21 protein-coding genes are annotated in these 24,221 nt (G+C 73.1%); 15 read left to right on the forward strand and 6 right to left on the reverse strand.

Annotation, left to right across the window (positions count from 1 at the left end; all coding sequences use genetic code 11):
• Nucleotides 1–78: 78 nt before the first annotated feature.
• On the reverse strand, nucleotides 79–222 hold the full coding sequence (locus tag OG373_RS36285) for a hypothetical protein (RefSeq protein WP_405442921.1): 144 nt from the start codon (nucleotides 220–222) through the stop codon (nucleotides 79–81).
• Nucleotides 223–590: 368 nt separating this feature from the next.
• Nucleotides 591–809: a hypothetical protein gene (locus OG373_RS36290; RefSeq protein ID WP_405442923.1), complete on the reverse strand. Its 219-nt coding sequence runs from the start codon at nucleotides 807–809 to the stop codon at nucleotides 591–593.
• A 676-nt stretch (nucleotides 810–1,485) separates the two neighbouring features.
• Here OG373_RS36290 and OG373_RS36295 point away from each other — a divergent pair.
• On the forward strand, nucleotides 1,486–1,794 hold the full coding sequence (locus OG373_RS36295; RefSeq protein ID WP_405444331.1) for a CorA family divalent cation transporter: 309 nt from the start codon (nucleotides 1,486–1,488) through the stop codon (nucleotides 1,792–1,794).
• Here the strand turns inward: OG373_RS36295 and OG373_RS36300 are convergent.
• From OG373_RS36300 to OG373_RS36315, 4 genes are all read right to left on the reverse strand, one after another.
• The gene (locus OG373_RS36300) at nucleotides 1,761–2,309 is read right to left on the reverse strand and encodes a hypothetical protein (RefSeq protein ID WP_405442925.1); all 549 of its coding nucleotides are present in this window, start codon (nucleotides 2,307–2,309) and stop codon (nucleotides 1,761–1,763) included. The two genes, OG373_RS36295 and OG373_RS36300, sit on opposite strands and share 34 nt — an antisense overlap.
• A gap of 572 nt (nucleotides 2,310–2,881) precedes the next feature.
• Nucleotides 2,882–4,444, reverse strand: a complete 1,563-nt coding sequence (locus tag OG373_RS36305; RefSeq protein ID WP_405442927.1) for an alpha/beta fold hydrolase — start codon at nucleotides 4,442–4,444, stop codon at nucleotides 2,882–2,884.
• Nucleotides 4,445–5,192: 748 nt separating this feature from the next.
• Nucleotides 5,193–6,641 (reverse strand): DUF2252 domain-containing protein, encoded by a 1,449-nt coding sequence (locus tag OG373_RS36310; protein ID WP_405442929.1) that lies wholly within the window; start codon nucleotides 6,639–6,641, stop codon nucleotides 5,193–5,195.
• Between the two features lie 54 nt (nucleotides 6,642–6,695).
• Nucleotides 6,696–7,547 (reverse strand): YhjD/YihY/BrkB family envelope integrity protein, encoded by an 852-nt coding sequence (locus OG373_RS36315; protein ID WP_405442931.1) that lies wholly within the window; start codon nucleotides 7,545–7,547, stop codon nucleotides 6,696–6,698.
• 221 nt (nucleotides 7,548–7,768) lie between these two features.
• On the opposite strand from OG373_RS36315, the gene OG373_RS36320 reads away from it, so the two are divergent.
• The 14 genes from OG373_RS36320 to OG373_RS36385 all read left to right on the forward strand — a co-directional run bounded on the left by OG373_RS36320 (nucleotide 7,769) and on the right by OG373_RS36385 (nucleotide 24,191).
• The gene (locus OG373_RS36320; RefSeq protein WP_397734765.1) at nucleotides 7,769–8,419 is read left to right on the forward strand and encodes a GAP family protein; all 651 of its coding nucleotides are present in this window, start codon (nucleotides 7,769–7,771) and stop codon (nucleotides 8,417–8,419) included.
• 130 nt (nucleotides 8,420–8,549) lie between these two features.
• The gene (locus OG373_RS36325) at nucleotides 8,550–9,023 is read left to right on the forward strand and encodes a DUF6325 family protein (RefSeq protein WP_405442932.1); all 474 of its coding nucleotides are present in this window, start codon (nucleotides 8,550–8,552) and stop codon (nucleotides 9,021–9,023) included.
• A 27-nt stretch (nucleotides 9,024–9,050) separates the two neighbouring features.
• Nucleotides 9,051–9,347 (forward strand): SHOCT domain-containing protein, encoded by a 297-nt coding sequence (locus tag OG373_RS36330; protein WP_405442934.1) that lies wholly within the window; start codon nucleotides 9,051–9,053, stop codon nucleotides 9,345–9,347.
• 70 nt (nucleotides 9,348–9,417) lie between these two features.
• Nucleotides 9,418–10,086 (forward strand): DNA alkylation repair protein, encoded by a 669-nt coding sequence (locus OG373_RS36335; RefSeq protein WP_405444333.1) that lies wholly within the window; start codon nucleotides 9,418–9,420, stop codon nucleotides 10,084–10,086.
• A gap of 366 nt (nucleotides 10,087–10,452) precedes the next feature.
• Entirely contained in the window at nucleotides 10,453–12,513 is a 2,061-nt protein-coding gene (locus OG373_RS36340; RefSeq protein ID WP_405442936.1) for a BTAD domain-containing putative transcriptional regulator, read from the forward strand.
• 143 nt (nucleotides 12,514–12,656) lie between these two features.
• On the forward strand, nucleotides 12,657–15,863 hold the full coding sequence (locus OG373_RS36345) for an AfsR/SARP family transcriptional regulator (RefSeq protein ID WP_405442938.1): 3,207 nt from the start codon (nucleotides 12,657–12,659) through the stop codon (nucleotides 15,861–15,863).
• Nucleotides 15,864–16,025: 162 nt separating this feature from the next.
• The gene (locus OG373_RS36350; RefSeq protein WP_405442939.1) at nucleotides 16,026–17,300 is read left to right on the forward strand and encodes a cytochrome P450; all 1,275 of its coding nucleotides are present in this window, start codon (nucleotides 16,026–16,028) and stop codon (nucleotides 17,298–17,300) included.
• A gap of 2 nt (nucleotides 17,301–17,302) precedes the next feature.
• Entirely contained in the window at nucleotides 17,303–18,436 is a 1,134-nt protein-coding gene (locus OG373_RS36355; protein ID WP_405442940.1) for an acyl-CoA dehydrogenase family protein, read from the forward strand.
• The gene (locus OG373_RS36360) at nucleotides 18,426–19,661 is read left to right on the forward strand and encodes a GNAT family N-acetyltransferase (protein WP_405442941.1); all 1,236 of its coding nucleotides are present in this window, start codon (nucleotides 18,426–18,428) and stop codon (nucleotides 19,659–19,661) included. Before OG373_RS36355 ends, OG373_RS36360 begins: the two co-directional genes overlap by 11 nt.
• Before the next feature lie 65 nt (nucleotides 19,662–19,726).
• Nucleotides 19,727–20,179 carry a type II toxin-antitoxin system RatA family toxin gene (locus tag OG373_RS36365; RefSeq protein WP_405442942.1) on the forward strand — a complete coding sequence of 151 codons (453 nt, stop codon included), beginning with the start codon at nucleotides 19,727–19,729 and terminating at the stop codon, nucleotides 20,177–20,179.
• Between the two features lie 61 nt (nucleotides 20,180–20,240).
• Nucleotides 20,241–21,503 (forward strand): aspartate aminotransferase family protein, encoded by a 1,263-nt coding sequence (locus OG373_RS36370; protein WP_405442944.1) that lies wholly within the window; start codon nucleotides 20,241–20,243, stop codon nucleotides 21,501–21,503.
• A gap of 58 nt (nucleotides 21,504–21,561) precedes the next feature.
• A complete protein-coding gene (locus OG373_RS36375) occupies nucleotides 21,562–21,837 on the forward strand; it encodes an acyl carrier protein (protein WP_405442946.1) in 276 nt (91 codons plus the stop codon).
• Complete coding sequence (locus OG373_RS36380; RefSeq protein ID WP_405442948.1) at nucleotides 21,834–23,099, forward strand: beta-ketoacyl-[acyl-carrier-protein] synthase family protein; 1,266 nt, start codon at nucleotides 21,834–21,836, stop codon at nucleotides 23,097–23,099. Before OG373_RS36375 ends, OG373_RS36380 begins: the two co-directional genes overlap by 4 nt.
• Before the next feature lie 18 nt (nucleotides 23,100–23,117).
• Nucleotides 23,118–24,191: an SDR family oxidoreductase gene (locus OG373_RS36385; protein WP_405442949.1), complete on the forward strand. Its 1,074-nt coding sequence runs from the start codon at nucleotides 23,118–23,120 to the stop codon at nucleotides 24,189–24,191.
• The last annotated feature ends 30 nt before the right edge of the window (nucleotides 24,192–24,221 follow it).

Raw genomic sequence — 24,221 nt, forward strand, 5'->3', positions numbered from 1 at the left:
ACGGCTCTGGCCGGAGTCCCTTGAGATGCCCGGTCACCGGCATGGAGGGTACGTGGATCCCGACCCACGCCGGAGGCGTTACCCAGCAGCCACAACCTGGCCGGCCGTGACCTGGGGAGGTTGGGGCAGCAGCGACGCGAGGTTGTCCCGTACGAAGTCGGCCGCCCTCTTGACCGACTCTTCGGCCCCGTCCTGGTCTTCGTAGACGCTGGTGGAGAGCATCACTCCGCCCCCTGCGTCAATCCAGTAGTAGGCCACGAATCCGGGGACTTGGCGGAGGAGAGGTACGAATCCCTCGTCCACTCGGCGTCCCGCCTCGGCAGGATCAGTCACCCCTTCATACCGCCGAACCACTGCGTACACGGCTGATCTCCTCATGGATCCCGGGGCCACCTCGTGCGAAACGACATACCCCCAGCGTGCGTCGCTCGCTCGCGGGACATCCGAAAGGCACTCGGATAGGCGCATCAGGCCCGCGGCTGCGGCGCCGGAAGTGGTCGGCGATCGTGTCCCGCAACACCTTGAAGGCGAACCGGTCCCGGTTCTCCCCGGCCACCCGGGCCCGTGAACCGAACGCCGGCAGGACCGGATCAGGTTTCGGAGATGTCGCCGTTGGTTCGCCGGTTCAGGTAGCGGATCCGCAGCACGGCGCGGATCAGGGCGATGAAGGCGACAGCGGGGAGGAGCACGACCGACCAGGTGATGGCCGGCCAGGCGGGTCTTGGCAGGAGGGGGAGTACCAGGTACGACCCGAACACCGCCATGACGACGACGAGGACACCGAGTGTGGCCTGCCAGCCGGGTCTCATCAGGATCTCCTCGGGTGTCGTAAAGGCGGGTCCGCCGGCGGTGGCTTCCGGATGATACCGAGTGGCTGCTGCGCGAGGTGGCCGGTAGGGGCCACGGGCCCGCTCTGCCGATGTTCGTGATGACTCTTCTTCATCGGCCTGACCTGCGTCCTGCTCGGTCTGCTGCCCCTGTGCTTCGCCCCCGAACTCCTCGCCCGTACCTCACTCGGTACGGCTCTACTGGCGGGCCAGACCCTGTTCTGGGACGCCCGCTGGGCATTTCAGTTCCTCTACTTCTCACCCGCCCTGTGGCGCGGAGACCGCTTCCGCACCGCCGGACACGCCGCCCTCGCCGTCCTGTGGACCTGGGTGACGGCCGTGTTCACCTACGCCCTCCTGGCCAACCTGGCCTGAGGGGCCCGGACCCGAGGCCTCCGTCGACGCCATATTGGCGGCCACACGGGAGTGTGCCGCTGCTGCCGCACCGACGGAGGACAGCCCTGCAGCGTCGACTCGTTGCCGTCCGAAGGCCGGCACGCCTACCAGGCCGAAGCCAGGATCGCCGCCATGAGACGGCCGACGGTGGTGAAGGGCAGGCAGCGGCCCGGTTGAAGGCCTGGGTGAGGACCCTGGACGAGCTGCTGGACTCGGTCCTCGGCGCGAGCAGGCCCGGGTGGGCACGTTGCAGAACGACGACATGCGGCGCATCTCGGCACGGGCGGCGATCTTCGCGATCCCCACCATGGTCGCCGGCGTGTACGGGATGAACTTCGTGCACATGCCGGAACTCGGCTGGAGCTACGGCTACCCGCCGGCCGTGGGCCTCATGGCACTCGCGGCAGGCGCGCTCTACCGCGCTTCCGCCGCAACGGCTGGCTGTAGAACCCGGCACCGGGCCGTAAGCCGCCCGGCACCACGCGCTGCTCAGCCCCGACCGGCAGCACCGGTGGGCCCTGGACGCTGCCGCATGGGTCAGCCTCGCGGCCCCCGAGTCTCCTCCTCGTGACGGAAGGCCTCGTCGCAGGGCGCCGTGGAGCGCCTGGCGACCAGGGTGGCGGTGTTCAGGAGGCCGCCGTTGTGCAGCTCCAGCCGCCAGGAGCCGCTGCGCAGGGCCACTTCCGGGACGGGATCTCCCCGGCGTGCCATGACCTGCCAGCCGCGTTCTTCCAACGCGGTCTCCAGGGCGGCCAGCCGCGCCTCGGCGGCGGGGCCGTCGCCGGTCCAGTCCGCGATGCACTCGGCCGTCCCGCCCTCCTCTGCGGGGTAGACCGGGCCTGCGGTGAGCCCGGCCGCCGCTGCGGCGGAGGCGAGTTCCGCCGAGACCGCAGCGCGCGAGGGGTCGCCCCCAGGGCGAGGCGGAGCTTTGGACGCCGCCGGCTCCCGGACCCAGCCGTCGGTGGCGGGGTACTCCTCGGCCGGGGCCGCCGCGATCAGAGCGACCCCGCCGGCGACGGCAGCGATCGCGAGTGCCGCGACCCCCGCCCACTTCGCTCTGCGGCGGCCGCCCACAGGCCTGCCCATGTGTCCCCCCGGTACGCGTGCGACATGCCGGAACGGTGTGTTCCGGCGAAGACACAGGCTAAAGGCCACGCAACGGCACCTCCGCACCGGCACCGGCGCGGCCGGTATCGGGACAGGGCCGGCCGCTCCCGGACTCGGGGGGAAAAAAGCCTGCGAGCACACTGCCCGCATGAGTTGTGCACCCGGGCCGGGACGGTGGGGGTGGCCGCCCTCGACTCCACACGCATCAGGCCGAACCGGTGTGAAGGATGGCCTTGGTACCAAGCGCTGGCGCGCCCGCCCCCGGAGGATGCACGGCAGGTGGAGGGCGGCTCGGTCCTGCGGTGGGTGCCGCTGGCCGAGCTGTGGCATCTCGTCGTTTCGTCGGCGGCGGAGGTCGCGGCCCAGGACGACGGGTCCCGTGTCGTCGGTAGCACCCTTTGAGTTTTCGCAGGTCAACCTAAAGCCGCCCGGCCCGACCAGCTGCAGGGTCGCCGGCGGTGGGCCGGGACTGGCCGGAAGGTCAGCGCGCGCGGTCGTCGTCCGGCATCGGGGAAGGGGCCTCAGTGATGACGTGTCGTCTGACCTTCCGGTCACTTCGGGATGATGGTGAACGGTCCGGGTTCGAGGTCGTCCACGCATGCGGTGTCGGGTGCGGTCGGGCGGGCGAGGAACGAGGCCAGCACGCTTTGCGCGCACGGCGACTGCGGGACCACCCAGTGGCCGATCCCGGGAACCCGAATGGCAGTCGAGTGGGACAGGTTACGGGCCACGCCCTCCGCCCAGCTCGCCCCGGTCTTCACGTCGAACGTGCCGGAGATGACGAGCGCCGGTACCGAGCTGACGGTGGCCACCCGCTGGACGGCCGCGCGGTCCGGGACGTTCCAGATCCGGCACGCCGGGTACTGGAAGGGCAGTTGCGGCACTTGGGCCAGGACCGTGTCCGGCCACCCGGGGAAGACCTTCCGGCCTGCCTTCAGCACATCGGCCTCCGAATACCCCGGCGCCCACTCGCTGCAGGCCACCGATTCCGTCAGGCCGTGCGCGAACTCGCCGACCTTCTGGACCGAGCCGGCCGCGCGGGCCTTCGCGAAGCGCTCCGGGTTTCCGCGGCTGAGTTCGTCGAGCGCCGCCGGGAGGTCCTTGGGCCGGGGGGTGAAGGCGACGATCAGGTTCAGCAGGGCGCCCCCGTCGAGGACGGTCTTCACCGGCTTCCCGCCGCCCGACGGCGGGACGTTCAGCGTCAGAGGATGAGCCTCCAGCTTGCGCACCTGCTCCGTCAACAGCTGGGGGAGGTCCGGATACCGGTCCTTGCAGGCGGGCTGCGCGGCGCACGCGTCGAAGATGTTGTCGATCCCCTCGGCGGTGCTGCCCCATGTCCATGGCAGCGTCACGACCTGGGGAGGTGGGATCGAGTCGATCGCCATCGCGCGGATGCCCTCGGGGTGCAGGCGCAGGTAGGTGAGGGCCAGGTTGCTGCCGTAGGAGTACCCGTAGACGTTCCACTGGGCGATGCCCAGCGCCTTCCGCAGGTCGGCGAAGTCCGCTGCGTTTGCGGTGGTGTTGTATGCGCTCAAGTCGGTGCCGTCGGCCGTCAGGCGGCCACGGCAGTCCTTCACCGCTGTGAGGAAGAGCTGTTCTGCCTGCTTCGCGTCGTAGCCCAGACCGACGGCCTGCTCGTTGAACCGGTCGATCTCCGGGCAGGCGAGGTTCGGCCGGTCGTAGAGGTTGCCGCGCTGGGCCATGACGATCAGTTCGCGGTCCTTGTTCAGGCCGGAGTCGACGAGGAAGGGAATGTCGTCGAACGTGTCTCCGCCGGGGCCGCCCGCCATGAACACCACCGGGTCCGCGGCGGGCTTCGCGGATACTGCCGGAATGCGCGCAACGGCCAGCTTGATGGTGCGGCTGCCGGGATGGGAGCGGTTCTCGGGGACCTCGAGGAAGCCGCACCGTGCGTTGCTCAGCGCTTCGATCGGCTCGGGCGGCTTCGGGCAGGGCCCGGGCACGAACCGGGACGGGGACGACGGGGCCACCGGGCTGGGCTGCCCGGCGGGCCGGACGGGTGCTGGAGCGGCACTGCTGCGCGTGGGGCCGAGTGCCGCCATGCAGGCCATAGCGGCTACGGCAGCCACCGCGTGGATGCTGTGCTGTGGCATGTGATCTCGTTACCTCTACCGACATCGGCGGCGGCCCCGCCGGGCCGCGGCGGTTCAGGCGGAACGCACCTTCTCGACGCTACCGGGTGGCTGCTTCGACTGCACCCGGAGTGGGCGCGAGCCCCGCCGGCTGTGGGAATCAGAGGCGTTCAATCCCGCGCTCCCGGATACCTGCGGTATCGGCGTCCACCTCTTCGGGCGCCGCACCTGCCCCCAGCGCCCCGTCGGACACTGGTCGGACCCAGACCCGGCAGACGCAAGCCGTCGGCGACGGCCGGCGACACCCGGCCGAGCGGCCGCGACACCGGTGGCCGCCTCCCTCTCCTGGTGCGCGTCCCTCTCCTTGTGCGCGTCTTCGGACCACCCGGTAGCGTTGATCATGTGCGTTCCTCCTCACCGCCACGGCATGGCCCGGCGGGGCCGCCGTCGATCGGCAGAGGAACGGGATCACAAGACAGAGCACAGCTTCCATAGTGGTGCGCCGGCTGCTCGCCTGCCCCAGCCTTTCCGTCACCGAGATCCCGCTCTGAGGCGACCTCCTTCCAAACAGGGTGAGAAGGTGGTGTCCGTGCATCGGATGGCGCAACACCGCCGTCACCGTCGTGTGCAACGTGGATTCACCGGATCATTTCCGTGCGGCAAACCGACTGCTGGACATCTGGACCAAATGAGGCGCCGGCGCCGCACTGCAGGTCGCGGGAGCGTCGCACCCCGGGTGCCCGTAAGGCGTGTGCCCGCCGGGACCTGCTCAGGCCGGGGCGGCCGTCACCCGGCCGGATGCGATGGCGTCCACCAGCTGCTGGTGGTCCCGCTCGTTCAGGTCCGCGTAGCTCTCGGCGAACCGCACGAGCGCCCGGTCGAATACGTCGCTGCTGCCCAGGTACGACGCGATCGCGATCCGGTCGCCGGAGCGGGCGTGCGCCCGCGCCAGGGTGACGCCGCACAGGCTCGCGAAGACCCGCATGCCGCGCGGCACCATCCGGGAGGGTTCGGCGATGCCCTTCCAGTCGCGGAGCTGGCGTACGTAGAAATCACGTTCGCGGCCGTCCAGCCCGTGTGTCTGCTGCCAGCCGAGGAAGATGTCGCTCGCGGCCTGCATCAGCCGCTGACCGGCCACGACCCGCTCGCCCCCGGTTGCGTACTCGCTGGCGCCGGCGTACGCGGCGAGTACCGATTCACCGGCCTCCTTGGCCTGGAGGATCAGCGGGTCCTCGCCGTCGCGCCCCAGCAGCAGCACGATCCAGCAGCGCGTGCCGACACTGCCGACGCCCACCACCTTGCGTGCCATGTCGACGATGGTGAACTGCTCCAGCAGGTAACGGCGGTCCGTCGGGAGACTGTCTCCGTACCGCCCGACCAGGTCCCGGAGCTGGGCCTCGATCGCGTCGGGCCGCTGGCCCGGCATCAGTTCGGACACCGGCGTGATCAGCTGTGGCACGGCGGCGAAGCGACGCCGGCCGTCGACCACCTCGGTGAGCTTCTCGAACGCCTGCAGGCTGTCGCGCTCGCGCGCCTTGCTCAGCGCCTCCGACACGTTCCGGCGGCCACGGGTGTGCAGTGCCCCCTCCGCCAGAGCCTGGAGGTGGCCCTCGTCCACCCTCGCGTACCAGACGTCGAGGTTGCGCATCTTGGCGAAGCGACGCATCTGCAGTCGGTAGGAGCTCACCCCCGACCGTACGATGTCCGCGCGCTCGCGGTCGGAGTAGCCGTTCTCCCGGCCGGCGATGACCAGGCTCGTCGCGAGCCGCTTGACGTCCCATTCCCACGGCCCTGGCAGCGTCTCGTCGAAGTCGTTGATGTCGAAGAGAAGGTTGCGCTCCGGCGATCCGAGCAGCCGGAAGTTCAGCATGTGCGCATCCCCGCAGAGCTGGACCCTGATGCCCGAGTCGGGGGTGTCGGCCAGGTCGCCCGCCATGATCGCGGCGGCACCCCGGTAGAAGCGGAACGGTGCTTCCGCCATCCGGCCGTAGCGGATCGGCACCAGCTCCTGCACCCGGGTGGCGGACTGCCGTTCGATGACCTCCACCGGATCCGCCCGGTGGGAGGACGGCTCGAATTCCCCGTGGGCGGACCTCGGCGTCCGCGCCCGGGCGGCCCGGCCGTTCGCGGCCCGCTCCGCGACCGACGGGACAGGCCCCGCGTCCTTCGTGGTGGTGGTCGTGGTCGTGGTCGTCGTGGTCGTGTCGCGCTTCGTCATCGCTGTCAGCCTCCAGGCGACCGGGGCCCCGTCCCCCAGGATGGCACTCGCCCCCTACGGGCGCTCCTCGCCCCGCCCGCTCGGCGCGGGGCTGCCCAGCCGCCGCACCAGGTACGGCTCCTGCGCCAGGGCGGCGCCCATGGTGATGCCGATGGCGATCGCCACACACAGCACGATCAGCCACGAGAGGATGACGAACACCGAGCCGGTGGACCCGTACGCGGCGAGCGACCGGTTGAGGGCGATCGGCATGTAGACGCGCGCGCCCAGCGACAACGCGGTGATCGCGACGGCCGTGAGCAGGGCCCCCGGCAGCAGCGGGGGCCATCGGATCATCCCGCCCAGCAGCAGGTGCTGGCTCCACCACCACGCCCCGGTCTGGAGCAGGAGCGTGAGAGGGATCCCGAGCCACAGGCCGAGTCCGAACCCGTCGCGCACCGGTCCCTGGACGATCAGCAGGACCATCCAGGCGGCGATCCAGGCGAACCAGCGCCAGATCGCGATCCGGGTCCCGGACCGCGGGATCTGCCAGGCCCGCCGGCACAGCCGCTGCATGGCCCGGCTCACGGCCGTCGCCGAGAGGAGCACGATGACGGCGCCGGCCAGGCCCACCGCGTTGCGGATGTCATCCTCGCCGGAGCCGTCGAGCACGTCCTTCAGCTGGTCGTCCGCCTGACCGGTGAGTCCGAACGTCGTGCGGACGGACGAAACCAGCTGGTCCCGTACGGCCGCCGGGGCGAACGAGGCGACGACGAAGAGCAGGGGCACGGCGGTCAGGAAGCACTGGGCGGCCAGCCGGGTGGCGGAGTCGAAGATGTTCACCACGACCATGCGCTCGGTGACGTTGGTGATCACCGGGAACCGGGTCTCGGCCCGCTCCTGGAGTCGCTTGGCGGACGCGGCCATTTCCCGGGAACGCCTGCGCCACCTCGCCCGTCGCTCCGACGCCATCAGCGGCCCGGGGCGGCATGCGGCGCGGGCAGCGGATGCCGGGTCGTCGTCATGGCGGTCTCCTTCGTGTGCGTCCAGGTTGGTGGACGCGGCCGGAGGCGGCATCTCGATGGGCAAAAGGTGTCGGTGCCCGGCGGGGTGCGTAGTGTCGAATGTCGTCGCACGATTGGGGCGCCATGGTCCTCGACCTCATGCTCATCGCACTGGCGATCGCCCTCTACCCGCTGCCCATGATGGCGTTCATCCTCGTCGTGTCCTCGCCGAGGGGCGTGTGGAAGGGGCTGGCCTTCATCCTGGCCTGGCTGGCCAACCTCGTCGTGGTGATCGCGATCGTGCTGGCGCTGACCGGTGGCGAACCCCCGTCGCCGCGTTCCCCGCCCGGCGTGGCGGCGCTCGCGGCCAAGCTGGCCATCGGGGTGTGGCTGGTGGCCTACGGAGTGCGCCGCTATCGCCGCCTGAAGGTGAAGGCCGTCCGGGACACCACGTCGAAGCCCTCCCGCATGGACGTCGGCTCGCCGTGGGCCGCGGCGGGCCTGGCCGTGCTGCTCCAGCCGTGGGGCATGGTCGCGGCGGGTGCGACGACGGTGGTCCAGGCGGACACCTCGCACGCCACCACCTACCTCGCGCTGCTCGGCTTCTGCCTGCTGGCCAGTTCCGGCCTGCTGGCGGCGGAGCTGTACATGGTGTTCGCGCCCGAGGCCGCTCAGGACCGGCTGCTGCGGATGCGGATGTGGATGGAGGCGCACAAGGACGAGGCCATCGTGTTCGTCTGCCTGCTGCTCGGCATCTGGCTGACCGCGCAGAGCATCTACGAGCTGACCGGGTGAGGTGTCGTGGTGCCTCGTGCCTCGTGCCTCGTGCCTCGTGCCTCGTGGTCAGCGGTCCGCGGCAAGACGTGCGCGGGTGCGTGCGGCGTGCTGGAATGAAATGACTTTCCCCTCTCCGACAGGAGCTGCCATGAGCAGCGAGACCGAGCCGCGAGCCGATCTGGGCGACATCGACGAACTGGGGCCCGTCGACTACATCGTGGTCGAGTTCCCGGGCAACCGGATGACCGGCGAAGGCCTCCCGATCCTCGTCGATCTCGTCGACCGGGGAATCATCCGCATCTTCGACTTCGCCTTCATCCGCAAGGACGAGGACGGCACGGTCACGGCGGTGGAGCTCCAGGACCTCGGCAGCGAGGTCGACCTCTCCGTCTTCGAGGGCGCTGCGTCCGGTCTGCTCGACCACAGCGACATCCAGGACGCCGCCGGCGCCCTGGAACCGGGGAACGCCGCCGGGATCATCGTCTACGAGAACACCTGGGCGGCGCCCTTCGCGCGTGCCCTGCGCCGCGGCGGAGCGCAGCTCGTGGCCGCCGGACGGATTCCCGTGCAGGCCCTGCTGGCGTCGCTGGACGCCCTGGAGGACCCGCCCGCCGGAGAGTGAAGCCCTCAGAGCCTGGAGATGAGCATCATGCCCGGACTTCTTCGCGGGGTCGCCCGCACCGCCGTCATCGCGGGCACCGCCACCGCGGTGTCCAACCGCGTGTCACGCCGCCAGGGCGGCCGGTGGGCACAGCAGGAGGCCCAGCAGCAGGGACAGCAGCAACAGCAGGCGGCGGCCGCCCCGCCCCCGGCGCCGGCCGCCGCGCCCCCGGCGGACGACATGACCGCCAAGATCGAGCAGCTGAAGCAGCTCAGCACCCTCAAGGAACAGGGCGTGCTGACCGAGGCGGAGTTCGCCGAGCAGAAGCGCCGACTGCTGGGATAGGGCGCAGGCCGCCTCCCGTCATAGGCTGAATCCCGCAGGTGACGGACGGGAGGCCGACGTGGTCGAAACGATGGTGGCCGAGGTGATGGCCGAGCTGGCCGCGCTGGAGGACCCGAAGGCGCGCGCGGTGAACGAGAAGCACGGTGACGATCACGGTGTGAACCTCGGCAAGCTGCGCGCGATCGCGAAGCGCCTCAAAACGCAGCAGGACCTCGCGCGCGGGCTCTGGGAGACGGGCGACAGCGCGGCGCGGCTGCTGGCGCTCCTGATCTGCCGCCCGAAGGCCTTCGGGCGCGACGAGCTGGACGCCATGCTGCGCGACTCGCGCACCCCCAAGGTGCACGACTGGCTCGTGAACTACGTGGTGAAGAAGAACCCGCACTCCGAGGAGCTGCGGCCGGCCTGGACGACCGATCCGGACCCGGTGGTCGCGAGCGCCGGCTGGGCGCTGACCACCGAACGCGTCGCGAAAAAGCCTGAGGATCTCGACCTCGCGGGACTGCTCGACGTCATCGAGGCGGAGATGAAGGACGCGCCGGACCGTCTGCAGTGGGCGATGAACCACTGTCTGGCCCAGATCGGGATCGAGCACGCCGAGTACCGCGCACGGGCGATCGGCATCGGTGAGCGCCTGGAGGTGCTCAAGAACTATCCGACCTCTCCGGGCTGCACGTCCCCGTTCGCGCCCGTCTGGATCTCGGAGATGGTGCGCCGACAGCAGGACGCGAAGCCGGCCTGACCGGCGCGGGCCCGCTGCTGCCCGGCGGACCCACCGCACCCCCGGGAGGACCTACCCACGGTAACGGAGTCGGGTGGGGCAAGGATCCGGCCAGCCTCCGCGCCCCGGCGGCGCGGCGGGGCGGGCCGGCGGACCCGACAGGGGTACGGTCCACCCGGCCGTGCATCAGGGGCGGAAGGCACGGCTGTCCGCGCGCACCGGTACCCGTACGCGACGCGCCGATGGCCGAACTCACGCGTCCGTATCCCTGCCATGGGAGAAACTTGCTGTTCAGGGGGCTTTCGCGCGGTGGGGGCAGGCGCGTCGGCCGGCAACGGCACAGCCCCCCGAGTGTTCGCCGGAACGAACGAGGCATGGGGGCGCGACATGACCACCGGGGCGACAACGCTGAGATTCGACCTGCTCGGCCCACTGCGGGCCTGGCGCGGTCCACAGGAGCTGGAACTGGGTTCGCGCCAGCAGCGGACCCTGCTGGCGCTGCTTCTGGTGCGACAGGGCCGGCCCGCGCCCGTCGACGCGCTGGTGGCCGACATCTGGGGCGACCGGCCGCCGGCCCGCGCCGTGGGGTCGCTGCGCACCTACGTCTCACGGCTGCGCAAGGAGCTCGAGATACCGGACGGCGTCGGCGACGGCCCGCGGGTGCTGGTCTCCGAGCACGGTGCCTACGCCCTGCGGGTGCCGGCGGAGGCGGTGGACATCGGGCTGTTCGGCCGGGACGTGGCCGCCGCCGACCTGGCCCGTGCGGCGCGCCGCCCCGAGGAGGCGCGGACCCTGTTGCGCTCCGCCCTCGGGCTGTGGGGGGACGAACCGCTGGCGGGGCTGGGCGGCCCCGGCGTCGAGGAGGAGCGGAGCAGGCTGGAGGGGCAGCGGCTCGCCGCTCTGGAGACGCGCCTCGCGCTCGACGTGGAACTCGGCGAACACGTGCGGGTGCTGGGGGAGTTACGTGAACTGACGGAGCGCCACCCACTGCGCGAGCGGCTGAGCGCCCTCCTCATGCGGGCGTACGTGCTGAGCGGCCAGGACGGGGAGGCGCTGGCCGTGCACGAGCGGACCAGGCGGCTGCTGGCGGCGGAGTTCGGGATCGACCCGGGCCGCGAGATGGCCGCGATCGCCGAGGGCATCACGAGCGGTGGCGGCGTGGGCGCCACGGGGAGCGACCTCGCGGCGGTGGAGCCGGCGCACGAGGTCCCGCGCGAGGCGCAGGCCGCCGGGGCAGGTCGGCCCGCCCTGCCCGGGGGCGGCGGGCCGACCGGGCCGGAACCCGTACCGGACGGTTTCCGGCGCCCGGCCCAGATACCCCGCGATCTGGCCGACTTCACCGGCCGGGACGAGGCGCTCGCGCAGCTGACGGGCGAACTGACCGGTGGACCGGCCGCGGCCCGTCCGGCACCGGTCGTCGTCGTGTCCGGCTCGACCGGCGTGGGCAAGAGCGCGCTCGCCGTGCATGCCGCCCACCGGGTGCGCGGCCATTTCCCCGACGGTCAGCTCTACGCCGACCTGCGCGCCCCGGACGGTACCGCGGTGCATCCGGCGGTGGTCCTGGAGTCCTTCCTCCGGGCGCTCAGGGGACCCGACCGGCCCGTTCCCGAGCAGCAGACCGACCGGGCCGCGCTCTACCGGTCGGAGCTGGCGGAGGCCCGCGTCCTGGTGGTCCTCGACAACGTCGGCGACCCGGCCGCCGTCGATGCGCTGCTGCCGGGCGGGCCGGGCTGCGCCGCACTCATCACCAGCACGGCACGACTCTCCGGTCTCGCCGGAGCCCGGCACACCCACCTGGGCGTGCTCTCCCGGGACGAGGCGCTGACCTGGCTGGAGACGGCCATCGGCACGGAGCGCGTCGCGGCGGAACCCGAGGCCTGCGTCGAGCTGACCGAGCGCTGCGGCGGACTGCCCCTGGCGCTGCGGATCGTGGCGATGCGGCTCGCCACCCGGCCGTCCTGGGCGGTCGCCTCCGTGGTGGCGGCCCTGCGCGGTCGGCAGCGGCTGACCGCGCTCGGCATCGCGGACCTCTCCGTGCGCGAGGCGTTCCGGCGGGAGTACGGGCGGCTGCCCGCGGCGCTGCGGCCGGTGTTCGCCCGGGTGGCGCTGCTGCGGGAGCCGGACGGACAGTTCGGCACGACAGCCGTGGCACTGGCCCTCGGAGTGCCGTCGGGCGAGGCCCGCGCCCTGTGCGAGGAACTCGTGGACCGCAGCTGGCTGGAATCCGCCCGACCCGGCCGCTACCACGTGCACGGCCTGCTGCGTGAGTTCGCCGTAGCGGTCCAGCAGGACGGACAGGACGGACAGGACGGACACGACGGACCGGGGGCGCAGGCGGACGGGGAACGGCCCGCGGCGGTGCTCTTCGCCCCCGACGGGGCGGATCCCAGCCTGGGCAGCCGGTCGTTGCGGCCACCGCGCGGCACGCGGGAGGGCCTGGCCTCCTGAGCGGCCGACGCCCCTTCCCCGACTTCTGACGACAGGCCGTACCCGTACCCGTACCCGACCTCACGACCGCGCCTGCGGGGCCCGCACCCCCGCGACGGTCGTGCCGTCGGCGTTCCCTCCCGTACCCCAGTTGGAGAATCCCCGTGTCACCCGCCCATCGCGCCCCCGCCGCACCGCCGCCCGCCCTCTCCTTCCGGGTGCTCGGACCCGTACGCGTGCGTTCCGAAGCGGGGGAGACGGACATCCGCCCGCCCCTGGCTGCCGCCCTGCTCACCACCCTGCTGCTGCGCCACGGCCGAAGGGGCAGCACCCAGACCCTCATCGACGCCGTCTGGGGCGACGCCGCGCCCGCGGCGGCAGCCGGGGCCCTGCGCGGCCACGTGGCCGGGCTGCGCCGTGTGATCGAACCCGAACGGGCGCCGCGCACCCCGGCACGGGTGCTGGTCTCCCGTCCGAACGGCTACGCCCTGCACCTGCTGCCGGACGCCCTGGACCTGACCGTCTTCGACCGCCGGGCGGGCAGTGCCGCGCGTTCCGTGCTCGCCGCGCGGCCCGGCGACGCGCTCGCGCTGTACGACTCCGCGCTGGCGCTCTGGGACGGAGCACCCCTGGCCGGGGTGCCGGGGCCGTTCGCCGCCGCCCAGCGGGGCGCCCTGGTCGAGCGGCGGCTGGCGGTGCTGGAGGCCAGATGGGAGGTCGCGCTGCTGCTCGGGGGCCACGCGCGGGCCGTGGAGGAGCTGCGGGTGCTGGCCCGGTCCCACCCGCAGCGCGTACGGCTCCAGGAGCTCCTGATGTCCGCCCTGTACGAGACGGGACGTCAGACCGAGGCCCTGGAGGTCCACGCGCGGGCCCGTGCGGCCCTGCGCGGTCCGGGTGGCCCCGGTGGCCCGGGCGGTCCGGGACCCGGCGCCGAACTCGACCGGATACGCCGGCTCATCCTGGCCGGTCCTGGTACAGGTACGGATGCGGGTACGGGTGCGGGCGCGGACGGCGGTCCCGGCCCGGCGAGCAGCGGCCCGGCGAGCGGCCCGGCGAGCGCCGGGTCCCCGCCGGCCTCCGACAACACCCGCCCCCCGCAGTCCCGTTCGGGCGGCGGCCGCCCTCCCGCGCGCGTACCCGCCCCGCCGAAGGCGGCGGCAGCCGCACCGGTGTCCTTACCCGCGCCCACCGCCCTGGTGTCGCCCACGCTGAGCCTGCCGCCCGACACGCCGGACCTCGTCGGTCGCGACGCGGAGGTCGCGCGACTGCGGCAGGCCCTGGAGAACGGTCCGGTCGCGGCGCTGGGCGCGATCAGCGGGATGGGCGGCGTCGGCAAGACGGCCGTGGCCGTGCGCGTCGCGCACGAGGTCGCCGCGAGCTTCCCCGACGGGGTGTTCTTCGCCGACCTGCGCGGGATGGACGCCCGACCGGCCGATCCCCACCAGGTCCTGGGGGACCTCCTGCGCGCCCTGGGGGTGACGCCCGCGCAGCTGCCCGCCGAGACCGCCGAGCGCGTTGCGCTGCACCGCTCGCTCCTCGCCGACCGGCGCGTGCTCCTCGTCCTCGACAACGCCCGCGACCTGCGCCAGGTACGCGACCTGCTGCCGACGGCGCCCGGCTGCGGCCTCCTCGTCACCAGCCGGACCTGGCTCACCGGACTCGGCGGCCTGGGCGGCGCGACCCTCGTGCACCTGGAGGAACTCCCGGACGCGGTGGCGCTGGACCTGCTGGTCCGGCTCGTCGGAGAGCAACGCGTGCGCGCGGAGGAGGCGGCCTCCCGGGCGCTGGTCGCCGACTGCGGCCGGCTCCCGCTCGCCATCCGGGTCATCGCCGCCCGGATGGCCGCCTGCCCGACGCTGCCGGTCGCGGAGACCGCCCGACGGCTCGCGGACGAGCGGCGCCGGCTGGCGGAACTCAGCGGGGACAGCGCCGCCGTGGACGCCACCTTCCGGCTGGGCACCGCGCAGCTCGCCCCGGAACAGCTGCGCGCGTTCCGGCTGCTCGCCCTGCCCGACGTACCGGAGCTGGGCGGGCTGAGCGCGGCCGCTCTGCTGGACCGGCCCCGGGCCCGGGCACAGGCCCTGTGCGAGGAGCTCGTCGACGCCGGCCTGCTCCGGTCCCCGGCGCCGGGCCGCTACCGCTACCACGACCTGCTGCGGCTGTTCGCCCGGTCGTCCGGGGCCGAGGAGCTGCCCGCGGCCGAATGCGGAGCCGCCCTGCTGCGATTGCTGACGACCTTCACCGACGTCGCCCGCGAGGCCTACCGGGCCTCGACCGCGGGGGACCCCTTCCCCGCCGACGACCTGCCGACCCCGCGGGCGGGTACGGGTACGGGGACGGACGTGCATGCGTCGGTGGTCCGTCCCGCCCCCGTCCCGAACCCCGGCCGCCGGTTCGCCTCCCCGGCGGAGGCCACCACCTGGCTCTACGACGAACGGCTGCACCTGCTCGCGCTGGTCGAGCAGGCGGCCGGCTTCCCCGAGGTCCCGGCGTCCGTCTGCGCGCGTCTGCTGCTGGCCAGCGACCCGCTGGGGCGCGACAGCACCGGCACCCGGAACCTGGAACGGGCCGCCCGCGCCGTACGGACCGCGGCGAGGCGCACGGACGACGCGGTGGCCGGCGGCATCGCCCACCTGCTGCTCGGCGGCTCCTTCGCCATCCGCTTCGACATGGCCCGGGCCCTGCCCCACCTGCGCACGGCGGCCGACGTCTTCCGCCGCGAGGAGCGGGGGCCGCTGCTCGCGCACGCCCTCAACGCCCTCGGCGGCTGCGCCCTCGCCCACCGCGACTTTCCCACCGCCCTGCGCCACCTCACCGAGGCCCTGCCGCTCAGCCGGGAGCCGCACAGCCCGGCCTGCGAGGCCGTCACCCTCGGCTTCCTTGGCCTGGCCCAACTGGCCTGCGGACGTGCCGAGGAGGCCGTACGGTCGGGCCGCGCCGCCGTCGCCCTGGCCCGGTCCTGCGGCGACGGCCCCGGCGAGGCCAACGCGCTGCGCGCCCTCGGGCAGATCCTGCTGTACACGGGAGCGCGCCAGGAAGCCCTGGCCTGTCTGCGCACCAGCCTGCGGCTGTGGCGCACGACGGGCTCGGCCTTCCGCGAAGCGCTGGTGCTCGGCGGACTCGCCGAGGCCTTCAACCTGCTGGGCCGGCACGAGGAAGCGGTGGCCCACGCCACCGAGGCCCGGGACGTGGCCACCCTGCACGGCGACACGTACCTGCTCGGTCGGGCGCTCATCCAGCTGGGAGACGCGGTCGGCGCACTGGGCCGGCCGGGCCAGGCGGCGTACTACCACCGGCAGGCGCTGCAGATGTTCCGCGAGCTGCGCATGCCGGAGGCGGCGGACGCCGAGGCACGCCTCGGCTCCGGTTGACGTGCCGTTGATGCGCTGTTGAGGCCACGCGAGCAGGGCGGTGACAGGCTCCTGCCACCGCCCCCGGCACGGACGTCCTTTCCCCCATCGACCTCCTGCCGGGGGCGGCCCGGGCACCCAGCGGTACCCCGGGACCGCACGCCGAACTGCTGAGGACTCCCTTTGGACCCCCAGGCTCTGCTCTTCTCGCTGTTCACGCCGGAGGGCCGGGAAAACCCCTTCCCGGCGCTGGAGGCGCTCCGCGAGAACGTACCGGTCTACTACGACAAAGACCTCGACACCTACTTCCTGACGACCTACGCCGACTGCCAGGCGGTGCTGACCGACACCTCCTTCCGCACCCCCGACCTGAGTTGGTGCGAGGAGAACCTGCCGGACTGGCGCGAACACCCCGCCGCCGACTTCTTCTACGCCTCGATGCTCCGCGCGAACCAGCCCGACCACACCCGGCTGCGCCGTCTCGTCGGTGCGGGCTTCACCCCGCGCCGGGTCGCCGCCCTCAGTGAGGCGGTCGAGCAGCTCACCGACTCCCTGCTCGACACCTTCGCCGAGGCCACCGCGGACGGCGCCGCCGCCAACTTCCAGGAACTGGTCGGCTATCCACTGCCCGTGGCGGTCGTCGGCGAGCTGATCGGCGTCCCGGCCGAGGACCGCCTCCGCTTCCAGCGGCTGGGCGGCGACGCGAGCCGGCTGCTGGAACCGGTGCGCACCGAGGAGGACTGGGCCCGCGCCGACTCCGCCGTGACCGAACTGCGCGCCTACTTCGAGGACTTGCTGCTGCTCCGGCTGGTCGAGCCCCGCGAGGACCTCGCCACCGTGCTGCTGGAGACCGGGGAGGGGCAGGAGCGGCTCACCCGCAAGGAGGTCGTCGACACCCTGCTGCTCACCTTCGTCGCCGGCTTCGAGACCACCGCCGCCATGCTGGGGATCGCCACCCACGCACTGCTGACCCACCCCCACCAGCGGGCCGCCCTGAGCGCCGATCCCGGACTCGCGGCGCAGGTGGTCGACGAGGCCCTCCGCTGGGACACGCCCGTCCAGATGACCGAGCGCATCGCCTCGGCAGCGACCGAGATCCGCGGCGTCACGGTACCGGCCGGGGCCAACGTCACCACCGTGCTCGCCGCCGCCAACCGCGACCCGGCGCAGTTCCCCGACCCGCACCGGTTCGACGTGCACCGCTCGGCGAGCAGGGTGCTGAGCTTCAGCGCCGGCCCGCACTACTGCCTCGGCGCGGCCCTGGCCCGGCTGGAGGGCGCCATCGCCGTCCGCCGCCTCTTCGCACGCTTCCCCGACCTCGCCCTGGCGGGCCCGCCCGTGCGGCGCGAGTCCTTCAGCCTGCGCATGTACGAGGACCTCCCCCTGACCACGACCGCCGGACCACGGGCGCCCCGTACCCGGGCCGCGGCCGGCGCCACGACGACGGCGAAGGACTGACCATGGGCTTCCTGGACACCGAACGCGCGGTGCTCGACACGCTGCTCCCCGGCCTCGACGCCGAACTGGCCCGTCACCGGCTGGCCGACCTGGAACGGACGGGCAGTCCGGCCGTCGCGGCCTTCCGGGAGGCGGGCGGCGCGGCCCTGCTGGTGCCGCGGCAGAACACCGGCATCGGCGCCGACCCCCTGCAGGCCGTGCGCCTGCAACGCGCGGTGGGCGCACGCTGCCCGTCGCTGGCCGTCGCCACGACCATGCACCACTTCTCCGTGGCGAGCCTGGTCGAGGCCGCCAAGAACGGCGCAGGCTTCGAGTGGATGCTCCTGGAGGCCATCGTGGGCAAGCGGATGCTGCTCGCCTCCGGCTTCTCGGAGGGCCACACCGGTCAGTCCATCCTGCGGCCCGGCATCCGGGCCGTGCGCCGAGAGGGCGAGGTGGTGCTGAACGGCAGCAAGAAGCCGTGCAGCCTGGCCCGTTCGATGGACCTGCTGACGGCGTCGGTGGTGATGACGGACGAGGCCGGCGTCGAACGGCTCGGCGTCGCCATCGTTCCCGCCGACGCCCCGGGGGTCTCCGTACGGCCCTTCTGGCGCAGCACGGTACTGGCCGGCGCGGAGAGCGAGGAGGTCGTCCTCGAGAACGTCGTGCTGGACCCGCAGATGGTCGTGCTCACCGAGGTCACCGCCGATTCGGTGCTGGACTCCCTCAACGTGGCGGGCTTCCTCTGGTTCGAACTGCTGATGACCGCCGGCTACCTGGGCACGGCGAGCGCCCTGGTGGAACGCGTCCTGCGGCAGGGGCGCGCCCCCGCCGCGGTGCGCGCGAGGCTCGTGACCGAACTCGACGCGGCGATGCTCGCCGTCGAGGCCGTGGCCCGGACCATGGGGGAGTCCCCGGACTGGGGCGAGCCGCTGCTGGTCGCCGCACTCACCGCGCGCTACGCGGCCCAGGACGCCATCGCGCGGACCACCGCGGCCGCCCTGGAGGCACTCGGCGGCATGTCGTTCATCGGCTCCGACGAGGGCGCCTACCTGGCCTCCGCGGCCGCCGGCCTGAACTTCCACCCGCCGTCGCGGGGGCGCATGGCCGAGCCGCTGTGCGCGGTGCTCGACGGCGAGCCGCTCCGTGTCGGCTGACCGCCGCTCCGCCGTACCGGCCGCACCCCTCACGGTCGCCGCGGCCGGCGGGGCGCAGCGGGAACCGGCGTACACGGTGGAGCGGCTGGACCGCGCCCAGGACCTGCCCCGCCGGGTGTGGGACGAACTGGCCCCGGCCGACGACCCCATGTGGGGCCGGGACGTGTTCACCGCCATGCAGGGGGCGGAGATCGGCCCGGACGCCTACGCCTACCTGCTCGTGCGCGAGGACGGGCTGCCCTTCGCGGTCCTGCCGCTCAGTGCCGTGCACGGGCTGCGGCTCGACCGGGTCGTGGGGCCGCGCGAACGCCGCCTGATGGCGCCGGTGGCCCGGATCCTTCCCCGGCTCGTGCGGGTGCCGATGCTGTTCTGCGGCAACTTCCTCGGGCAGGGCCACGTCATGGGCCGGGGCCGGCTCCCCGCTGCGGCGGCCCGGCTGCTGGTGCGGGAGGTCATGGACTTCGCCCGCGGCCACCGGCTGGGCACCGTCGTCTTCAAGGACTTCGCCCCGGACGACCTCGACGCGCTGCGACCGGGCCTCGACCGGGAGGGCTTCTTCACCGTCGCCTCGCTGCCGGACACGCAACTCCTTCTGGAGCAGCCGGACTTCGAGTCCTACCTGGCGTCCCTGCCGGCCAAGCCGCGGCGCAACGCGCGCAACAAGATTCGGAAGTTCCGCCGGCAGGACGACCTGAGGTTGGAGGTGCTCGACGGGTTCGGGCACCTCGTCCCCGAAATGATGGGGCTGTACCGGCAGGTCATGGACCGCGCCGACCAGACCCTCGACGTGCTCGACGAGGAGTTCGTACAGGCCCTGTCCGCCGGTGAGGGCGCCGGCGAAGGCGGCGAGGGCGAGGGCGCCGGAACCGAGCAGCGGTTGGTCGCCTGCTTCCAGGGCGACCGCCTCGTGGGCTACCTGCACTGCCTGTTCCGCGGCCGCGGCGCCGTCGGCGCCCGGATCGGCATGGACTACGGGCTGGCCCAGCGGGCGCGGCTCTACCACAACCTCCACTACGCGGCGATCGAGCTGGCCATCACCCGCGGCTGCCGGCACATCAGGTTCGCGCAGACCGCCTACGAGCCCAAGCGCGAGTTCGGCTGCGAACTGGTCGAGCAGACCTACGCGCTCAACCACACCGGCCGACTGCCCCGCACGATCCTGCGCCTGCTGCTGCCGCCGGCCCTGGAAGCGGCCCGCGCCCAGGCCCTCGCGCCCAGGTCCTGACGGCCCCGCTTCCCGAACGTTCCCCGCGAGCCCCGTACGGCTCACCACCCGAAAGAGACCCACCCATGCCCCTCGTCCAGGTAGAGATCCCCATCGCCGCCCGCCCCGAGGACAGCTGGAACGCCGTCATCGACGTCGAGAGCTACGCCTCCTGCATGGACAGCGTCCAGTCCGTCACGATCGCCGACCGCACCGGCCCGGACGAGCGCACGACGGCCTGGTCCGTCCACCTCAAGGGCTCGGTCCTGGAGTGGGTGGAGGCCGAGCGCCTCGACCACGCCGCCCGGCGCTTCGACTTCCACCAGGTCAGCGGCGACCTCGCCCACTTCGTGGGCCACTGGGCGGTCCGCCCGTCCGACGACGGTGGCAGCCACGTCAGCCTGACCGTCGAGTTCGAGATCGGGATCCCGTTGCTCGCCGACATGCTCAACCCCGTCGCCGCCACCGCCCTGCGGGAGAACGCCGAGCAGATGCTGCACGCCCTGGAGCGCCGCCTCACCGGCGACGCCGCCCACTGAGGCACCCGGCGCGCACCGTCCGCCCCGTCCCCCACCCCGACCCTTCTCCAGGAGGTCCCCTGTGGCAGCCCCGACCACGACGGCCCCGCCCACCGCGGGCGAGGTCTTCGAACAACTCCGCCGCCACCAGTCCCCGAAGCTGGCGCTGACCGGCAAGTTCGCCGGCCGGGGAGCGGTGGAGGCCGGCGCCCTCGGCTCCCGCGTCACTCTCTCCGACGGCCGCACGGCGCTCGACTTCGGCTCGTACGCGGTCGCCCTCCTCGGCCACCGCCACCCCGGCGTGGTGGCGGCCGTGGCCCGGCAGCTCGACGTGATGCCGACGTCGACGCGCAGCCTGGCCAACCCGGTGGCCGCCCGGGCGGCGGCCCGGCTCTCCGAGTACCTCGGCGGCCGCCTCCCGAAGGTCTACTTCGGCCTCAACGGCGCCGACGCCGTCGAGGTGTCGGTGAAACTGGCCCGGCTCGCCACCGGCCGGGACCGGGTGCTCGCGGTGACCGGCGGCTACCACGGCAAGACACTGGGCGCCCTCTCCCTCACGCACAGCCCGCTGTTCCGGGCCGGGCTGCGGGGCGCCGTCGTCGACGTGGTCCACATCGACCCCGAGGACCCGTACGCCGTACGCACGCAGCTGAAGTCGGCCCCGGTCGCCGCCGTGGTCTTCGAACCCGTCCAGGGCGAGAACGGCGCCGTACCGCTGCGGACCGAGGTCCTGCACCAGTGGTGCGAGGACGCGCACTCCCACGGCGCCTTCGCCATAGCGGACGAGATCCAGTGCGGGCTGCGCCGCTGCGGGGAGCCCTCGGTCGCCCTCGCGGACGGCCTGCCGGTCGACGCCGTGCTCGTCGGCAAGCCGCTCGGCGGCGGCGTGATGCCGCTCTCCGCCGCGGTGTGCAGCACGGAGCTCTACGCCCCGCTGGCGCAGGACCCGTTCCTGCACTCGGCGACCTTCGGCGGCCACCCGCTGAGCTGCGCCGCGCTCCCCGCCGCCCTGGAGGCGATCGAAGAACTCGCCGAGCACGGACGGATGCTGTCGGCCCGGCTCGCCGACGGCCTGCGCGCCCTGGCAGAGCGTCACCCCCGGGTGATGGGGGCCCATCACGGCAGGGGGCTGCTGTGGGGCATCGAGTTCACCACCCCCGGGGCTGCCGGTGAGGCCGTGGTGTCGCTCGCAAGCAACGGCCTGCTGGTCTCGCCCTGCCTGGGCCGTCCGACCACGGTGCGACTGCTGCCCCCGCTCGTCACCACCGGGGCGGAGCTCGACGAGGCACTGGACATCCTCGACACCGCCCTGGCCGCGGCCGCCCCGGCCGGCCTTCCCGAGTGACGGCCGCCGCCGCCCCGCAACACGACGACCACGCCCTTCAGCTCACCGGAGGAAGCAGATGAACCCCACCGAACCCGTCCCCGCACCGCCCGTCGACCTCTTCGGCCTCGTCCGTGAAACCATCGCCGACGTCCTCGGGACCACGCCCGACGTCATCGTGGAGAGCACCGACCTGCGGGCCGAATACGGCATCGACAGCCTGGAGATGATGTCGATCGGCGCACAGCTCGAACGCGCTCTGGGCATGCAGATCTCGGTCGAGGACCTGATGCGGGCCGACACCGTCGGCGAGGCCGTCACCCTCCTCGCCGAGCGCCGGGCAGGCCGCTCATGATCTGGCACCGGTCCACCGCCGCCCCCGGCCGGGCCGACGCGCGCCCGCGCGTCGTCGTCACCGGGATCGGCGTGAAGTCCCCGGCCGGCCTCACCCTCGACGAGGTCATGGACACCGTCCTCGCGGCGCGCCCCACCGCCGAGGTCCACAAGGACCTGATCGAGACCGGCTCACCCGTCCACATCGCCTGCCGGGTACCCGACTTCGACATCGACTCCTACCTCACCCGCCGCGAGCGCCGCCAGATCGACCGGCCCACCGAACTGGCCCTGTGCGCGGCGGCCGACGCCGTACGCCAGGCCGCGCTGCCCGCCCTGACGCCCTCCCGGGTGGGCGTCCACCTCGGCACCGGCATCGGCGGACTCCCCACCATGGAGGCGCTCGTCCGGGACAACGACGCGAACCCGACGGCGATGCCCGTGCACTCCGTACCCCGGACCATGGCCAACTCCGCCGCCGCCCGCGTGGCGATGCACTACGGCTTCCAGGGTTCCTGCGTCACCTACTCCACGGCCTGCGCCAGCGGCGCCACGGCCATCGGCGAGGCCACCCGCCGCATCCAGCACGGGGAGCTCGACATCGCCGTCGCCGGCGGGTTCGACTCCGCGGTGACCGCCTTCATGCTCAGCGGCTTCTCACGGATGCAGGCCCTGTCCACCCGCAACGACGATCCCCGCAGCGCGAGCCGCCCCTTCGACGCCGCGCGCGACGGCTTCGTCATGGGCGAGGGTGCGGCCGTGCTCGTACTGGAGCTGCGCGAGTCCGCGCTGCTGCGCGGAGCCACCATCCTCGGGGAGATCGCGGGCTACGCCACGAACGCGGACGCCCACCACATCGTGGCCCCGCACACGGACGGGGCCGTCGCGGCGGCCTGCATGGCGGGGGCCGTCTCGGACGCCGGACTGCTGCCGTCCGACATCGGCCAGATCAGCGCGCACGGCACGTCCACCCAGGCCAACGACAGGGCCGAGGCAGCCGCGATCCACCGGTGCTTCAACGGGCAGGCCCCGCCGGTGACCGCCGTCAAGGGCGTCACCGGGCACCTCATCGGAGGCTCCGGGGCCCTGGAGGCCGCGATCGCCCTGGCCTGTGCGCAGCGGCGGATCGTGCCGCCCGTCGCCAACCTCACCACCGCCTCGGAGTCCGACCGGATCGACGTGGTCGCCGGAGCCCCGCGCGTCGTGGAGAGCGCCCCGGTGCTCTCCAACTCCTTCGGCTTCGGCGGACAGAACGTCTGCCTGGTCCTGCAACCCGCCACCTGAACCCCGGGAGTTCCTGCCATGCGCATCCTCGTCACCGGCGCCTGCGGCGTCGTCGGCACCGAAGTGGCCGAGCGTCTCGCGGTGGAGGCCGCCGGCCGCACCGGTCCCGACATCGTCCGTACCGCGCGCCGTGCCGGTACGACCGGCACCACCGGTACCGTCGGCACCCCTGGCACCGGGCCCGTGCCCTGGAACATCGGCGCCGAGCCCGCCCCGGACCCCCTCACCGGGCGGCCCTGGGACGTCATCGTGCACACCGCGGCCTCCACCCGGTGGACCATGAGCCGCCAGGAGGCCACCGACGCCAACATCCGGACCCTGCGCGCGGTGCTCGAGCTCGCCGGCCCGGACACCCACGTCGTCCACGTCTCCACCGCCTACGTGGGCGGAGTACGCGCTCCCGAGGACCTCAGGGGAGAGGAGTTCGAGGGCTACCGCAACGGCTACGAGTGGTCGAAGTCCGTGTGCGAGGAGATCGTGGCCACCGACCACCGGGGACCTGCGACCGTCGTCCGCCCGCCGCTGGTCCTGGGCCGGCGCGGCGACGGCCGCATCGGCCGCTTCTCCGGCCCCTACAGCCTCTTCCCGGCCCTCGTCTCCGGCCTCGCGGCGGTCGTCGTGGGGGACCCGGACGGCTACGCCGAGATCAGCCCCGTCGACGAGGTCGCCGAGGTGATCGCGGGCGCCGCCCTCGGCGCCCCGCCCGCGTCGCCGCTCACCGAGGTGATCGCGGCGGGGCAGGACAGCATGCGCCTCGCCGACCTGGTCCGCATCACGTGCGACACGCTCAACGCCTTCCGGGCCGAGCACGGCGTCGACCCGATCGCGCAGCCGCCGACCGTGTCCACCGACAGCTGGAACCGCTTCTTCCTGCCGCTCGCCGCGCAATGGCTCTCTCCCGTCCAGCAGGAGGCGGTGAAGCTGCTCGCGATGTTCCAGAGCTACACCAGCATGAGCGAGCCCTTCGAACCCACCCGCAAGGTCGCCGATCCCGGCGGGGTGATGGCGGCCTCGGTGCTGCACTGGGCGCGCAGCAAGCCCCGGCAGGCGCTCGGCCGCACCGTGCCGTGGACGTTGATCGACGCCGCATGAGCGAAGGAACGGACAACGGAGAGGAGGGCC

It is taken from the genome of Streptomyces avidinii (assembly GCF_045161815.1).
GTDB classification, from domain to species: Bacteria; Actinomycetota; Actinomycetes; order Streptomycetales; family Streptomycetaceae; genus Streptomyces; species Streptomyces avidinii.

What these genes read in the sequence shown, in the direction of transcription:
- OG373_RS36285 (WP_405442921.1), bottom strand. Translation starts at nt 222, where the DNA reads ATGCTCTCCACCAGCGTCTACGAAGACCAGGACGGGGCCGAAGAGTCG.
- OG373_RS36290 (WP_405442923.1), bottom strand. Translation starts at nt 809, where the DNA reads ATGAGACCCGGCTGGCAGGCCACACTCGGTGTCCTCGTCGTCGTCATG.
- OG373_RS36295 (WP_405444331.1), top strand. Translation starts at nt 1,486, where the DNA reads ATGCGGCGCATCTCGGCACGGGCGGCGATCTTCGCGATCCCCACCATG.
- OG373_RS36300 (WP_405442925.1), bottom strand. Translation starts at nt 2,309, where the DNA reads ATGGGCAGGCCTGTGGGCGGCCGCCGCAGAGCGAAGTGGGCGGGGGTC.
- OG373_RS36305 (WP_405442927.1), bottom strand. Translation starts at nt 4,444, where the DNA reads ATGCCACAGCACAGCATCCACGCGGTGGCTGCCGTAGCCGCTATGGCC.
- OG373_RS36310 (WP_405442929.1), bottom strand. Translation starts at nt 6,641, where the DNA reads ATGACGAAGCGCGACACGACCACGACGACCACGACCACGACCACCACC.
- OG373_RS36315 (WP_405442931.1), bottom strand. Translation starts at nt 7,547, where the DNA reads ATGGCCGCGTCCGCCAAGCGACTCCAGGAGCGGGCCGAGACCCGGTTC.
- OG373_RS36320 (WP_397734765.1), top strand. Translation starts at nt 7,769, where the DNA reads ATGGTCCTCGACCTCATGCTCATCGCACTGGCGATCGCCCTCTACCCG.
- OG373_RS36325 (WP_405442932.1), top strand. Translation starts at nt 8,550, where the DNA reads ATGAGCAGCGAGACCGAGCCGCGAGCCGATCTGGGCGACATCGACGAA.
- OG373_RS36330 (WP_405442934.1), top strand. Translation starts at nt 9,051, where the DNA reads ATGCCCGGACTTCTTCGCGGGGTCGCCCGCACCGCCGTCATCGCGGGC.
- OG373_RS36335 (WP_405444333.1), top strand. Translation starts at nt 9,418, where the DNA reads ATGGTGGCCGAGGTGATGGCCGAGCTGGCCGCGCTGGAGGACCCGAAG.
- OG373_RS36340 (WP_405442936.1), top strand. Translation starts at nt 10,453, where the DNA reads ATGACCACCGGGGCGACAACGCTGAGATTCGACCTGCTCGGCCCACTG.
- OG373_RS36355 (WP_405442940.1), top strand. Translation starts at nt 17,303, where the DNA reads ATGGGCTTCCTGGACACCGAACGCGCGGTGCTCGACACGCTGCTCCCC.
- OG373_RS36365 (WP_405442942.1), top strand. Translation starts at nt 19,727, where the DNA reads ATGCCCCTCGTCCAGGTAGAGATCCCCATCGCCGCCCGCCCCGAGGAC.
- OG373_RS36375 (WP_405442946.1), top strand. Translation starts at nt 21,562, where the DNA reads ATGAACCCCACCGAACCCGTCCCCGCACCGCCCGTCGACCTCTTCGGC.
- OG373_RS36380 (WP_405442948.1), top strand. Translation starts at nt 21,834, where the DNA reads ATGATCTGGCACCGGTCCACCGCCGCCCCCGGCCGGGCCGACGCGCGC.
- OG373_RS36385 (WP_405442949.1), top strand. Translation starts at nt 23,118, where the DNA reads ATGCGCATCCTCGTCACCGGCGCCTGCGGCGTCGTCGGCACCGAAGTG.